The sequence below is a fragment of the Sulfurospirillum sp. E15m genome (assembly GCF_059415145.1).
Genome location: NZ_JCAHZS010000012.1, coordinates 57,082 through 69,351 on the forward strand (window position 1 = coordinate 57,082; position 12,270 = coordinate 69,351).

At 39.9% G+C, this 12,270-nt stretch carries 15 protein-coding genes; 10 read left to right on the top strand and 5 right to left on the bottom strand.

Annotated elements, in window-relative coordinates; genetic code table 11:
- Positions 1 to 13: 13 nt before the first annotated feature.
- Positions 14 to 712: a dUTPase gene (gene dut / locus AC5SLP_RS13930; RefSeq protein ID WP_495255768.1), complete on the top strand. Its 699-nt coding sequence runs from the start codon at positions 14 to 16 to the stop codon at positions 710 to 712.
- A gap of 24 nt (positions 713 to 736) precedes the next feature.
- On the opposite strand, the gene AC5SLP_RS13935 is transcribed toward dut, so the two are convergent.
- Complete coding sequence (locus tag AC5SLP_RS13935; RefSeq protein WP_495255769.1) at positions 737 to 1,282, bottom strand: 6-carboxytetrahydropterin synthase; 546 nt, start codon at positions 1,280 to 1,282, stop codon at positions 737 to 739.
- 180 nt (positions 1,283 to 1,462) lie between these two features.
- Here AC5SLP_RS13935 and AC5SLP_RS13940 point away from each other — a divergent pair, with 180 nt between their 5' ends.
- The 5 genes from AC5SLP_RS13940 to AC5SLP_RS13960 all read left to right on the top strand — a co-directional run bounded on the left by AC5SLP_RS13940 (position 1,463) and on the right by AC5SLP_RS13960 (position 6,333).
- Entirely contained in the window at positions 1,463 to 2,926 is a 1,464-nt protein-coding gene (locus AC5SLP_RS13940; RefSeq protein WP_495255770.1) for an NAD(P)/FAD-dependent oxidoreductase, read from the top strand.
- Between the two features lie 91 nt (positions 2,927 to 3,017).
- Positions 3,018 to 3,167, top strand: a complete 150-nt coding sequence (locus AC5SLP_RS13945) for a hypothetical protein (RefSeq protein WP_495255771.1) — start codon at positions 3,018 to 3,020, stop codon at positions 3,165 to 3,167.
- Between the two features lie 151 nt (positions 3,168 to 3,318).
- Positions 3,319 to 3,897: a 7-carboxy-7-deazaguanine synthase QueE gene (locus AC5SLP_RS13950; RefSeq protein WP_495255772.1), complete on the top strand. Its 579-nt coding sequence runs from the start codon at positions 3,319 to 3,321 to the stop codon at positions 3,895 to 3,897.
- Entirely contained in the window at positions 3,897 to 4,565 is a 669-nt protein-coding gene (gene queC / locus AC5SLP_RS13955; protein ID WP_495255773.1) for a 7-cyano-7-deazaguanine synthase QueC, read from the top strand. Before AC5SLP_RS13950 ends, queC begins: the two co-directional genes overlap by 1 nt.
- Before the next feature lie 58 nt (positions 4,566 to 4,623).
- Positions 4,624 to 6,333, top strand: coding sequence for a CHASE4 domain-containing protein (locus AC5SLP_RS13960; protein ID WP_495255774.1), 1,710 nt, complete (start codon positions 4,624 to 4,626; stop codon positions 6,331 to 6,333).
- Positions 6,334 to 6,354: 21 nt separating this feature from the next.
- Here the strand turns inward: AC5SLP_RS13960 and AC5SLP_RS13965 are convergent, their stop codons facing one another.
- The gene (locus AC5SLP_RS13965) at positions 6,355 to 6,918 is read right to left on the bottom strand and encodes an NAD(P)H-dependent oxidoreductase (protein ID WP_495255775.1); all 564 of its coding nucleotides are present in this window, start codon (positions 6,916 to 6,918) and stop codon (positions 6,355 to 6,357) included.
- A gap of 126 nt (positions 6,919 to 7,044) precedes the next feature.
- On the opposite strand from AC5SLP_RS13965, the gene AC5SLP_RS13970 reads away from it, so the two are divergent.
- From AC5SLP_RS13970 to AC5SLP_RS13985, 4 genes are read left to right on the top strand one after another with little or no spacing between them, the layout of a single operon-like run.
- Complete coding sequence (locus AC5SLP_RS13970) at positions 7,045 to 7,398, top strand: winged helix-turn-helix transcriptional regulator (protein ID WP_495255776.1); 354 nt, start codon at positions 7,045 to 7,047, stop codon at positions 7,396 to 7,398.
- On the top strand, positions 7,389 to 7,718 hold the full coding sequence (locus tag AC5SLP_RS13975) for a DHCW motif cupin fold protein (protein ID WP_495255777.1): 330 nt from the start codon (positions 7,389 to 7,391) through the stop codon (positions 7,716 to 7,718). Before AC5SLP_RS13970 ends, AC5SLP_RS13975 begins: the two co-directional genes overlap by 10 nt.
- Before the next feature lie 21 nt (positions 7,719 to 7,739).
- Positions 7,740 to 9,089, top strand: coding sequence for a DUF2157 domain-containing protein (locus tag AC5SLP_RS13980; RefSeq protein ID WP_495255778.1), 1,350 nt, complete (start codon positions 7,740 to 7,742; stop codon positions 9,087 to 9,089).
- A complete protein-coding gene (locus tag AC5SLP_RS13985; RefSeq protein ID WP_495255779.1) occupies positions 9,086 to 9,676 on the top strand; it encodes a GDYXXLXY domain-containing protein in 591 nt (196 codons plus the stop codon). Before AC5SLP_RS13980 ends, AC5SLP_RS13985 begins: the two co-directional genes overlap by 4 nt.
- 5 nt (positions 9,677 to 9,681) lie before the next feature.
- On the opposite strand, the gene AC5SLP_RS13990 is transcribed toward AC5SLP_RS13985, so the two are convergent.
- The 3 genes from AC5SLP_RS13990 to AC5SLP_RS14000 all read right to left on the bottom strand — a co-directional run bounded on the left by AC5SLP_RS13990 (position 9,682) and on the right by AC5SLP_RS14000 (position 12,241).
- Positions 9,682 to 10,110 carry an acyl-CoA thioesterase gene (locus AC5SLP_RS13990; protein WP_495255780.1) on the bottom strand — a complete coding sequence of 143 codons (429 nt, stop codon included), beginning with the start codon at positions 10,108 to 10,110 and terminating at the stop codon, positions 9,682 to 9,684.
- Between the two features lie 65 nt (positions 10,111 to 10,175).
- A complete protein-coding gene (locus AC5SLP_RS13995) occupies positions 10,176 to 11,576 on the bottom strand; it encodes an ATP-binding protein (RefSeq protein ID WP_495255781.1) in 1,401 nt (466 codons plus the stop codon).
- The gene (locus AC5SLP_RS14000; protein WP_495255782.1) at positions 11,570 to 12,241 is read right to left on the bottom strand and encodes a response regulator transcription factor; all 672 of its coding nucleotides are present in this window, start codon (positions 12,239 to 12,241) and stop codon (positions 11,570 to 11,572) included. Before AC5SLP_RS14000 ends, AC5SLP_RS13995 begins: the two co-directional genes overlap by 7 nt.
- Between the last annotated feature and the right edge of the window lie 29 nt (positions 12,242 to 12,270).

Below are 12,270 nucleotides of genomic sequence, written 5' to 3' on the forward strand. Positions count from 1 at the left end.
AGAAGGACATAGTATGACAAGCAAAGATTATTTAACACAAATGTTTGCATTACAGCAAAAACTCAACGATGAAACCAATGGCATCGGTTGGGAAAATGGATACACCAAAAATAACCGCATGATTAATTGGAAGCGATGTATCTATATGGAGTGCGCAGAACTGATTGATAGTTTTAGTTGGAAACATTGGAAAAATATTCACAAAGATACCGATTGGGATAATGTCACCGTAGAGATTGTCGATATTTGGCATTTTGTGATGAGCCTTTTATTGGAAGATTATAAAACGAACGATAAAGGCAACCTCGAAAAGCTCGTTTTAGACGTGCTTGATGTTCAAGGGTTTGAAGCTTTTACAAAAGAGCCGCTTTCTAATGGGTCTGCCGATCCGATGGAGCTTATCAATGATATTGAGAGCATCATCCACGATACAACCGGGTTTGAGATGGATATGTTCGATGGTTTGCTTCGTGAATATTTTAGATTGGCACGCAAATGTGGTATCAACCTCAAAATTTTATACAAATTTTACGTGGCAAAAAATGTTTTGAATCAATTCCGTCAAGACAACGGATACAAAGAAGGGCACTATAAAAAAGTGTGGAATGGCAAGGAAGATAATGAAGTCATGCTCTCTTTTCTTGCAGGCGAAGCTGCTCCGACAGTGGACGCACTCTATCAAAAACTACAAAAGGCGTATGCAAAAGCCTAAAAACCATAGACCCCTTTACGGGGTTTATGCTTTCGTGTTATAAACGATACTTCTACTTTTGGGTGTTTCTAAAAACTCCACGTGCGATACTTCTACTCCCAAACGACTCATCTTCTTTTGAATAATTCCTAAAAGCCATGTCGAGATATTTTCGCTCGTAGGGACAAAATCAACGATAATATAGCCTTCATACATCTCTACAAGATGTTGCGGTTGATGTGCTACCATGCTTAAATCGGGTGTTTGGTAACCGCTATCATGCGTTAAAAGGTGTTGTTTGTCCGCAAAATGAGGTAACAATGTTGCAAAGAGCGGGTCGTGAATATCGATAATAAATTTGTGGTCTAATGTGGTGTCTAAAAAGAGTTTAAACCAGTTAAGGTGATGAAAGTCTGTTACCATGCCATTCTTAAGGGCATTGCTTTGAAGATAAACAATGATTTTTCCTTGGTGACCATGAAGGTGGCGACAGGCTAAGCACCCGCTTAAAGAGAATTCACTGTCGAGTTCTTGCGACCATACACGGTGTCCGTAACAAAAATCAAATTCTTTACTAATTTGCCAAAGCATTTTTATATCACCTTTCCTCATCAATTGACGTATAATATCAAAAGTTACCTATAAAATAGGATAACCTTTTTCCAACCTTAAATAACACTGGATTTGTCATTGTACAATTTTATTTTATCTTTTATTTGCTATTGAATAGTATACAATCAAAAAAGTTCATATTTTTTATAAGGATAATCTATGGCAAAAGTAGTTGTTTTGGGAGGCGGTGTTGCTGGGCATACTGCCGCACAGTTCTTGCGTAAATGGCTAGGGCAAACGCATGAGGTTGTTGTTGTAACCCCTAATAGCAGGTGGAATTGGATTCCGTCGAACATTTGGGTTGGCGTAGGACAGATGGATCAAGAAGAAGTTCTTTTCGATTTAGCACCTGTTTATAAGAAAGCAGGAATTACATATGTTCAAGCAAAAGCGCTTATTATTCATCCTGAGGGCAAGGGAGAAAATAGTAAAAATTTTGTTACCGTAGAACACACAAGTACAGAACGTGAAGGTGAAAAAGAAGAAATCACATATGATTATCTCATTAACGCAACCGGACCAAGACTTAATTTTGCGGCAACTGAGGGACTCGGACCTGATAATGGATTTACTGTATCTGTTTGTACCGCATCTCATGCAAAACATGCGGCGGATGAGTTAGAAAAAATTATTACTGCGCTCAAACGTGGTGAAGAGAAAAAAATCTTAATCGGAACGGGACACGGTATGTGTACATGCCAAGGTGCGGCATTTGAATATACCTTTAACGTCGATCATCGTTTACGCGCAGAAGGCGTGCGTGATAGAGCAACGATTACGTACATCTCTAACGAATACGAACTCGGCGATTTTGGTGTTGGCGGAATGCATCTTAAAATGGGTGGCTACATTACTAGCGGTAAAGTCTTTGCAGAGTCTTTGTATGCAGAGCGTGATGTGAAGTGGATTACCAGGGCGCATGTCAATAAAGTCGAAAAAGATAAAGTGCATTATGAAACACTTAGTGGCGAGATGAAAGAAGAGCCGTATGATTTTTCAATGCTGATTCCTCCTTTTGCAGGAGCTGGCATGAAAGCACAAGACAAACATGGAGAGGATATTACCTCTGCTATCTTTAATCCGGGCGGATTTATGTTTGTGGATGCAGATTACAGCAAAGCAACGGCTCCGTATGAAGAGTGGGATGCCGCCGATTGGCCACGTACGTGTCAAAATCAAAAATATAAAAACATTTTTGCCGCAGGTATTGCGTTTGCACCACCCCATATCATCTCTAAACCGATGAAATCACCTAACGGTACACCGATTAATCCCACACCTCCACGTACAGGTATGCCAAGTGCGATGATGGGAAAAGCGGTTGCGGCAAGTATTGTCGATATGATTAAAGGGGCGAGTGAGCCTACGCATACGGCATGTATGTCAGAAATGGGTGCTGCGTGTGTTGCAAGTGCTGGAAAAGGACTCTTCTCAGGAACGGCTGTGGCAATGACGATGTATCCGATTATTCCTGATTATAAAAAATACCCTGATTACGGTAGAGATTTAGGGGTTACTTTTGGAGAAATTGGTCTTGCGGGACACTGGGTGAAACACCTCTTGCACCATGCATTTATCTGGAAAGCCAAAATGAAACCGTTTTGGTCCATCATTCCTGAATAAAGAGGCTTAACGTAGGCTCTTTTAGGCTTTACCTAAAAGGCGTGATAAAAAAGTTCTGAAAGAACGAACAAGAGACATAAAGGAGAATCTTATGAAATTAACACCGTATTCACAAAATGCATTTACGCCCATTCCATCAAAGTTTACACTTTTTAGACGAACGTGTGTTATTTGGCAGTTTATCAAATTCATTATGATTAACATCAGAATGACAATTTTAATCCTCAAATCACACCACTAAAAGATTACATGTAATACTTACTTGCCTCTTGTTTAAATGAAAACAAGAGGCATTTTTTCAAATAAAGCTCTAAACCATTTCTTTGTATAATTAAGACAATAACGTATGAACCATAGTTCTGTTTGGTACGATTTACAAGGATAGACGCACGATGTTAAAAGTGGTAGAAATTTTTTATTCGATTCAAGGTGAGGGCACGCAAGTGGGTGTTCCTTCTATTTTTATTCGCCTCTACGGGTGCAATCTGACGTGCGCTTTTTGCGATGAGTTATTGCATAAAGGCGAATATGAAACTCTCAGTTTTGATGAGGTCTTAAATCGCATAAAATCCTTTCCTTCGATGCATGTTATCATCACGGGCGGCGAACCGAGCATCTATAATCTGAATGGATTTATCGAATATTTGCAAGCGTACATGTACTCCGTAGCCGTTGAGAGCAATGGGTTTAACTTTCAAAATATCGTGAACGCCAATTGGATTACTTACAGCCCAAAAAATTGGGACGATATCGCAAAACATGGCTATGATGAGGTGAAATTCATTGTAGCACAAGACTCTCCTGTGGAAAAAATTCTCGATTTTAAAAGCTATAAACCTATTTTTATTCAGCCACAAAATGAGGTAGACCGCCCCAATATGAACAATGTAAAATTTTGCATTGAGTTTGTCAAAGCGCATCCTCAATTTATCTTCAGTGCGCAATTGCATAAATTTTTAGGAGTTGCATAATGAGTCGGGCGTTGGTGGTCTTTAGCGGTGGACAAGACAGTACAACATGTTTGGGTTGGGCAAAAAATCGTTTTAAGTATGTAGAAACCATTACGTTTGATTATGGACAAAAGCACCGTGTTGAAATTGCTCAAGCCGGAAAAATCGCATCACTGTTGGGTGTTAAAAATACGTTGCTCAGTTTAGATGCCTTTACTCAACTGAACGATTCGGCGCTGATTGATGGCACGCAAGACATTGGGGCCCATCATAGAACGCACACCAATCTCCCAGCGTCCTTTGTACCCAATCGTAATGCCATCTTTTTTACACTCGCACACGCTTTTGCGCAAAAACAGGGCATCAATCATATTATCATTGGAGTCAATCAGACCGATTATTCTGGGTATCCTGATTGTAGAGAACCTTTTGTAAAAGCGCTGGAAGTTGCTCTTAATCTTGGAAGCGAAGCAGACATTACGTTTCACTATCCTTTAATGCATCTAACAAAAGCAGAAACATTTAAACTCTCGCAGGACGAAGGTGTTTTAGAACTCGTCCTCAATGAATCGCACACATGCTATAATGGTGACCATGGACATAAACATGCTTGGGGTTATGGCTGTGGGGAGTGCCCTGCGTGCGTGCTACGAAAAATTGGTTGGGAGACATATGCTAAAACGCTTTAAAGCGTTTTACATGTAAAAATAAATATGCGGTTTTGGCATAATGTCAAAGGAGCTTTTAATGAGTGTTAAATCTTCTTTTTTTATGTTAGCGATGCTGACATTTTTGCTGATGATTGGCTTTGAGTTTATTAACTGGAAAGATGATCGAAAAGAAGTTACCTTAAAAGCGGAACAGTACGCACAAGAGAGCGTTCAAAGTTTTAAAAAAGTCTTAACACTTAAATCAGATGCTTTCAAAAAACAAGCATTGGATTATGCGAGTTGGAATGATTTAGCGCATTACACTCATACAAAAGATGCGACATGGGCAGACGATAATTTAGCAGGCAGTAGCACTTCGTTTGGTATTGATGCTTTTTACATCGTTGATGCATCGAAAAATGTTCTTTTTGCCGAGACGAAAAAAGCATTTTTGAAGCCTATCGCTTCTTTGATTGATTTGACTCTTCTTGATATTAAAAGCCCAAAATTACGTCATTCTTTTATCAAAACGGAACATGGAATCGTTGAGTTTTTTATTGCACCGATTCATCGAGTCGATCAGACAATCAGTAATGATGTTTTAGCGCAAGGCTTTGTGATTATTGCGAAAATGTGGGATGAAACGTTTATGGAGGAACTTAATGCTTATGGCATTGCTCATATCAGCACACGCCTGCTTCCCCTTCATACGTATAACATCATGCATGAACTTCCTTTGCATAGGCTTGATGGAAAAGTAGCGGCAAAAATTTATGTGTATGTGCAAAATCGTATGGGCGAAGTGTTAGATACGTATGCGATGGAAGATATGAAGCTGAGCGTCATTCATACGCTTATTTTGATGGTTGTTTTTGCCCTATTGATTGCTAAATTTATCTCTGTGCCTTTACGTGATATTACGCTTGCATTAAAGAAGCAACACAAAGAGCCTTTAAAGCCTTATTTATCAAAAAAGAATGAGTATGGTTCCATCGCAATTGCTTTAAATGAAGCGTTTGAAACGAAAAAAGCCCTTGAAATCCTCAATCAAAATCTTGAAAAGAAAATCCATGATGAAGTCGCCAACAATAGGCTTAAAGACAGAGTGCTCTTTCAGCAAGCAAAACTTGCCGCACTTGGGGAGATGCTGACAAATATTGCGCATCAATGGCGACAACCTTTAGCAACCATTAGTGTGATTGTCAGTAAGCTCTATTTGAAAAACCAAAATGAGAAAATAACCCCTGAACTTCTAAATGATGAAATTCATCATTTAAGAGTCTTGATTCAAGAGATGTCCACGACGATAGATGACTTTAAAGACTTTTTCCAACCTGATAAAGAAAAAAGTGAATTTTCTCTTTTGACATGCATAGAAGAGAGTGTACGTATTAGCGATGGGGGACTTTCAAAGGGTATGATTGCTATGAACATCGACTGTCCGCCATCTCTTCTCATACATGGTTTTAAAAAGGAACTTTCGCATGTTTTTTTGGTGTTAATCAATAACGCGAAAGATGCCATCGTGGAACGGAAAATTGACCAGGGTACAGTGCTTATCAAAGCGTATGAACAAGAGCATTACGTCATTATTGAAGTCTGCGATAACGCTGGAGGCGTGGAGGAAGGCTTGCTTCCTCGTCTGTTTGACCCTTTCTTTACGACAAAAGCTGAAAAACAAGGAAGCGGTGTAGGGCTTTATATCTCCAAGCAGATTATCGAGCAGGGGATGCAAGGTTCTATGAACGCTATGAATGCTGAGGAAGGTCTGTGCGTTAGCATCGTTTTACCTAAAGCAGAATCATGAGTTCAAAGCATTTTCCCAAACCTACTCGGCAAGAAATTTCACAAGAGATGTACCCCAATCTTCACTTTTGAGTATGGCTTGATAATTTGCGATATCACGTTTGAGCGATTCTGGTTTGAGTTTCATCGCCGCATACGATGCAAAAATTCCACGAAATTCCATGCCTATAAAAGCAATCGTTGATTGCAGAGGTCTGAGGTATTCGCTGAGGGTAAAGTTGTTGTAAAAACCTGCTTGATAAGCGTACTCAGGTGAGCCAGCACTGACAACGATTTTACTCTCTTTTCCTGCTAGTTTATTGCCATCAGGTCCAAATGCAAAGCCATAACCCAAAACTTTATCTTGCCACTCTTTTAAAATAGCAGGTGTGCTGTACCAGTAAAGTGGAAATTGAAAGATAATACGTTCATGTTGTAAAAGAAGTGCTTGTTCTTTCGCAACATCGATGGCTTCAACGGTTTTGTACGTTGCATACAAGTCATGTACGGTAATATTCGGCTCATCTTTAATACTTTCAATCAAGGCTTTATTGATGGTCGATTCTTTGATATTGGGGTGTGCCAAAATAATCAGTGTTTTTTTCATAATTACATCTCCTTAAATATTTGATAAAAATATACCTTTACATACCTTAAAGTTGTTTATAGAAAAAAAAGTAAGTAAAGAACAAAAATGGAGATTGTGGTATAATAATCGAAAGAGGTGAATATTATGATAACAATAGATGACAAAACATTTCATTGTCCCGTAGAACTTACATTGGACATCGTTAATGATAAGAGTAAAATTTATATTGTGTATATTTTACTGGGTGGTCAGAAACGCTTTAAAGATATTTGCGAAGCATTTCCACAAATTACGCAAAAAACAGTGACGCAGAAACTCAAAGAGCTTGAAGCAGACCATATTATTGAGCGTACCGTGTTCGCAGAAGTCCCACCACGTGTTGAGTATGCCTTAAGTCCTATCGGAAAAGAGCTTGAAAAAGTACTGGGTTCTATGCACGCTTTTGGTGAGGCCTATGCAGCGCAGTATGGCTGTAAAAAAGATGTCTCATGCAAATGACCAATATTCCGTTTGATACAACCGATTGGAGTAGTATTGAACCCATAGAGCACAAAGGCGAGAGCGGAAGTGCCTTTTGGCGAACGAAACAGTGTGGTACTATTCGCGTGCGTATGGTGGAGTACACCGCAGGGTATAAGGCAGACCATTGGTGTCAAAAAGGACATATACTTTTGTGCCTAGAAGGTGAGCTTTACACGGAACTTGAAAATGGCGAAGAGCATCTTTTAAAAGCGGGCATGAGTTACGAAGTCGCCGATGAGACGATGGCACATCGTTCGTATACGAATAGTGGAGCGAAGCTTTTTATTGTTGATTGATTTTTACATGTAAAGGTAGGCATGAGCAAAGAGAATTACCAATGGCTTGAAAGAGAGCTTCCTAAGTGGGTCACTGAGGGCATTGTTACGGAAGAGAATGCAAAAGCGCTTTTAAGTCGTTATGCAGGTGAAATATCTGGGCATCGCTCTTCAGGGATAGCCTTTAGTCTGCTCGGGTTTGTGCTTGTTGGATTGGGAATTATCTCTATCATGGCATATAACTGGGATACGCTAGGACATGTGGAACGTACGCTCTTAGCTATCACGCTTTTAGTCAGTGCACAAGTCTTTGGGTTTTGGGTGAAGCGTTACAAACACAATGACACAGCGTTACGAGAAGGAAGTGGGGTCTTTTGGTTTTTAATGATGGGTGCATCCTTGGCAATCATTGGGCAAACGTACCATTTAGGCGGTACGGTTTTTGATTTCCTCGGTGTTTGGCTCTTACTCTCTTTAGGCATTATGTGGCTGCTTCCTTCTTCTGGGGCTGCATTTTTCTTGATTGTTTTATGGACGATAGTGTGGATCAATCATCGAAGTGACTTAAGTGCATTCTTGGAGATGCATACAGACTCTTTCCTTAATACATGGGTGCTGTTGGGTATAGTGCTTTGTTGGCTTGGCTACTATGTGTGGCAGTTAAGAACAGCCAAAAATGCCAATGCAACCACTCTACTTACTTGGGGACTTGCACTAGCACTGTTTTTGATTTTCCTCGCTGAAATTCTAACGCAAACACGCATGAGCCATCATTTGCGTAGCATGACCAACTATTTTGCGCTTTTCTTTGCACTGTATTACGTGGTAGGCGTGTTGTATCTTTCGCATGGTGACAAGATGTGGCAACGCCCTTTTGAACGAATTGGGAAATGGGGTGCTCTCGTTCTCTTGCTTTCACATGTCTCATTGAGGTCGTGGAATTTAATAGACGAATCGGCTTTAACACTGCAAGAATCTCTCCAGATTGGGTGGTTGGCGATAAGCCTTATCGTGATGTATGTGGTATTGTTAGTGTTGCTTAAACGCAAGGCTCAACAGGTTCCATCAGAGATGCTTGTCATCCTTTCACCTGTCATTTTCTTTATTTACACGTTTTTACAGAACAATCAAGCGATATCGGTTTTTGTTTCGATGCTCTTTCTCAATCTCTCTTTACTCCTTGGTACTTCATGGATGATTGTGCGAGGTGCCAAAGAGGGAAGTTTAGGGCTTATCAATCAAGGTATGCTTTTGATTGCTCTAACGATTTGGATTCATTTTATGGACGCAAAACTCGATTTGGTTGCGAAAGGTCTGGCATTTATCGTCACCGGCATTCTATTTTTAGCGATTAATGCGTTGCTCAGGCGAAAAATGAGGTCAAAAGTATGAAACATCTCAAACTCCTTTCGTGGATTTGTTTTGGGCTTTTATGTGCCGTACAAGTGGGCGTCATTGTTTTTCAGATTACGCGTTATGAGCGAATTCTTAATGAGGGTGAAGTGTTTTATTTGAACGTATCGCCACTCGACCCGTACGATCCGTTTCGAGGACGTTACGTCACGCTTCGTTTTGACACGGCAACAAAAGCACCTCTTGCTAAAGGCGAGTCTATGAAGATGCTTCCTAAGGCGTATGCCATTTTTGAACATCATGACCACAATGATAGTATTAAAGAGATATGCTTTACAAAACCATCTCATCAAAGCTTTTTAGAGGTGAATGTCAATGTTGCTAAACTAAAAGGAAGGCTTGATTATAAAGACACTAAAATGGATTTAGCAAATACGGTCTATTTTTCGTTGCCATTTGACCGTTTTTACATGCGTGAGGAGTTGGCGCCAAAAGCAGAGAAAGTTCTCAGACGAAATAGCGGCATAAGTGTAAGAGCAAAACTTAGAATTTTAGAGGGTAAAGGGGTCATTGAGGATTTGATGGTCGCAGATACCCCTCTTAGCCAATTCATTCTCAATCCATAAAAGCTTTATGCTTTGGATTTGACTTCAATTCCTAAAGCAATAAGCTCATTTTCCGTGTAAGGAATGGGCTTTTTCTTGCCATTTTCATCCACATTGACATACGTGATAACAGCGCTCGTGACATGCAAACAACGATGCGCGGCGCCATAGTATGAGCGCTCGGCATTGACTTCAATGCGTGTGGTGACCGAAGAGGTTCCCACTTTGATGATTTTTGCGTAACAGCTTAAAACATCACCGACTTTAACCGCTTCACGAAACTCCATAGAATTAACGGCAACGGTGACAACCCGTCCTGTATTTAAGTCACGGGCAGCAAGACTGCCTGCAATATCGATTTGTGACATAATCCATCCGCCAAAGATATTACCAGCAGGATTTGTGTCTTTGGGCATGGCAACGATTTTGATACGAGGTTCACCCATATTGTGCATATAACGCCTTTTTCTTAGAGACTTATAGCATCGTAAAGAAGCTTCACGATGCTATTTTGGACGTATCATAATACAACATTGTTTGAAGGTAATTTAAATGAAAAATCAGATCCAACACCTAAGGAACTTTGTATCTCTAGGTTGGTGTTATGGAGCTTTAAAATGTAATTCACAAGCGCTAACCCAAGTCCCATAGAATTATCCCATGAGTGTGAGTTTGTGCGGTAAAATTTTTGGGTCACTTTTTCAAGCTCTTCGGCTTTAATTCCAACCCCTTGGTCTTTTACATGTAAAGTGTTCTCAAAAAGCGTAATGACAACGGTTTCATCAGAATATTTAAGGGCATTGTCAATGAGATTGGAGATGACAATTTCCATCATCGTTCTATCTGCTGTGATGCTAAGATTCTCAGGCAATTCACAGGTGAGTGTGCGATTTGGATTTTTTTCACGAAACGCTTGGGTAATGTCTTGAATCATTTTAACGACATCAAACGTAGTGTTTTGCGCCGTAAAATCGCCATTTTCAAATTTGGTCGTCAGCGTGAGCCTGTCAATCATCGTAGAGATTTTTTGGCCGTTTTGAACAATCTTTCCTAAGAAACGCTCCCTGATTTGTGGGTTGGTATGCGGGTCATCTAAAAGCGTTTGCGCATACCCCATGATGGAGGCAATAGGGTTTTTAAATTCATGGCTAATGGCGGAGATGACATCACTTCTTTGCTGGCTAATCAGCTTGATTTTAGCGGTGTATTTTCGTTTCTGTTTAGCGCGTTTTTCAAGTTTTGCCGCGAGCTTTTTAAGATAATTCGCAATTTCAAAGAACTCCATACTAAAGTGCGATGAAAGTTTGATTCGGTAATCTTTATCGGCAATTTGTTGGAGGTTTTCGACGATTTTATCGATCTCTTGGCGAATTTTTTGGCTAAAAGAGTACGCCCCATACAGACCTATTAAAATGGTCACACTAAAAATGAGCGTGATTTTAATCCACAAGGCGTAGAAGTTGTGCATGATGGTGTCGATATTTTTTGCCAAACGTAAAAAATAGATATGATCATTCATGCTAAAACGATGCGCCACATAGAGAAAATTGCTTTTGATGGTATCTGAAAAACGGATAGAGTAGCCAAAAGGAACTTTATAGGATTTGATAATTTCCTCACGATGAGAGTGGTTATCCATCGTTTCGCTGTCATGGTCGCTGTCTGTGATAACCATGCCATCTTCGTTAATCAGGGTGAAACGAATATCGGTACTTTCACGAAAACGCTTTGCGAAGCTATCCAAATCGTTCATCTGTGGCAATTCGCGTACTAAAATCTTGATGTGGGATTCTAAGTTACTTCGGTAGTGGTCAATGTTGTCGCTTTTGATTGCAAAATAACTGACAATACCTGAGAGTAGAAGCGTGGTTAAAAAAAGTGCCAGAAGCGCTCGTGTGATGTGTTGATGAAGCATCAGCATAGGGTATATCCTACGCCCCAAATGGATTTAATGTACTCTTTATCTTTAGCAGGGTCAATTTTTTGTTTGAGGCGATTAATAGCGACATTGACCGTTTTATCTTGAAAAAACTCATCATTTTTCCAGACATGTTCCAACAAAAATTCGCGGCTTAACACCGAGCTTTTGTTTTCGATGAGCGTACGCAAAAGATCAAACTCTAGCTTGGTGAGTTCCACTTCTTTCGTGTTTACATGTAAACGATGCGCTTCCAAATCAAGACTCAAATCGCGATACGAAAGGATGCTTTTACTTTGCGGAGACGTGCGCGCCAAAATCGCTTTGATACGAAGAAGCAGTTCTTTCATATTGTAAGGCTTCGTGACATAATCATCCCCACCGCGTAAAAAGCCCTCTTCAACATTGTTATCGCTGTCTTTGGCGGTAACAAAAATCACTGCTTGTGAAAAGCCTTTTTTACGTAGACTTTCCACAAATTCACTGCCTTCAACCCCTGGTAAATTACGATCTACAATCAATAAGTCAATAGGTTCTTCTTGTAAACATTTTTCAACATTTTTGGTACTTAAAAAGCCTAACGTTTCATACCCTTCTTTTTGGAGGTGATACTCCAAAAGTTCCAGTAAATCTTCTTCATCTTCAATGATTAAAATAGTTTGTTTCATTTCGCCTCTTATTTTTACATGCACAAGAT

Excerpts from the sequence above, each read along its gene's own strand:
- dut (WP_495255768.1), top strand. The coding sequence starts at position 14 with ATGACAAGCAAAGATTATTTAACACAAATGTTTGCATTACAGCAAAAA.
- AC5SLP_RS13935 (WP_495255769.1), bottom strand. The coding sequence starts at position 1,282 with ATGCTTTGGCAAATTAGTAAAGAATTTGATTTTTGTTACGGACACCGT.
- AC5SLP_RS13940 (WP_495255770.1), top strand. The coding sequence starts at position 1,463 with ATGGCAAAAGTAGTTGTTTTGGGAGGCGGTGTTGCTGGGCATACTGCC.
- AC5SLP_RS13945 (WP_495255771.1), top strand. The coding sequence starts at position 3,018 with ATGAAATTAACACCGTATTCACAAAATGCATTTACGCCCATTCCATCA.
- AC5SLP_RS13950 (WP_495255772.1), top strand. The coding sequence starts at position 3,319 with ATGTTAAAAGTGGTAGAAATTTTTTATTCGATTCAAGGTGAGGGCACG.
- queC (WP_495255773.1), top strand. The coding sequence starts at position 3,897 with ATGAGTCGGGCGTTGGTGGTCTTTAGCGGTGGACAAGACAGTACAACA.
- AC5SLP_RS13960 (WP_495255774.1), top strand. The coding sequence starts at position 4,624 with ATGAGTGTTAAATCTTCTTTTTTTATGTTAGCGATGCTGACATTTTTG.
- AC5SLP_RS13965 (WP_495255775.1), bottom strand. The coding sequence starts at position 6,918 with ATGAAAAAAACACTGATTATTTTGGCACACCCCAATATCAAAGAATCG.
- AC5SLP_RS13970 (WP_495255776.1), top strand. The coding sequence starts at position 7,045 with ATGATAACAATAGATGACAAAACATTTCATTGTCCCGTAGAACTTACA.
- AC5SLP_RS13975 (WP_495255777.1), top strand. The coding sequence starts at position 7,389 with ATGCAAATGACCAATATTCCGTTTGATACAACCGATTGGAGTAGTATT.
- AC5SLP_RS13980 (WP_495255778.1), top strand. The coding sequence starts at position 7,740 with ATGAGCAAAGAGAATTACCAATGGCTTGAAAGAGAGCTTCCTAAGTGG.
- AC5SLP_RS13985 (WP_495255779.1), top strand. The coding sequence starts at position 9,086 with ATGAAACATCTCAAACTCCTTTCGTGGATTTGTTTTGGGCTTTTATGT.
- AC5SLP_RS13990 (WP_495255780.1), bottom strand. The coding sequence starts at position 10,110 with ATGCACAATATGGGTGAACCTCGTATCAAAATCGTTGCCATGCCCAAA.
- AC5SLP_RS13995 (WP_495255781.1), bottom strand. The coding sequence starts at position 11,576 with ATGCTGATGCTTCATCAACACATCACACGAGCGCTTCTGGCACTTTTT.
- AC5SLP_RS14000 (WP_495255782.1), bottom strand. The coding sequence starts at position 12,241 with ATGAAACAAACTATTTTAATCATTGAAGATGAAGAAGATTTACTGGAA.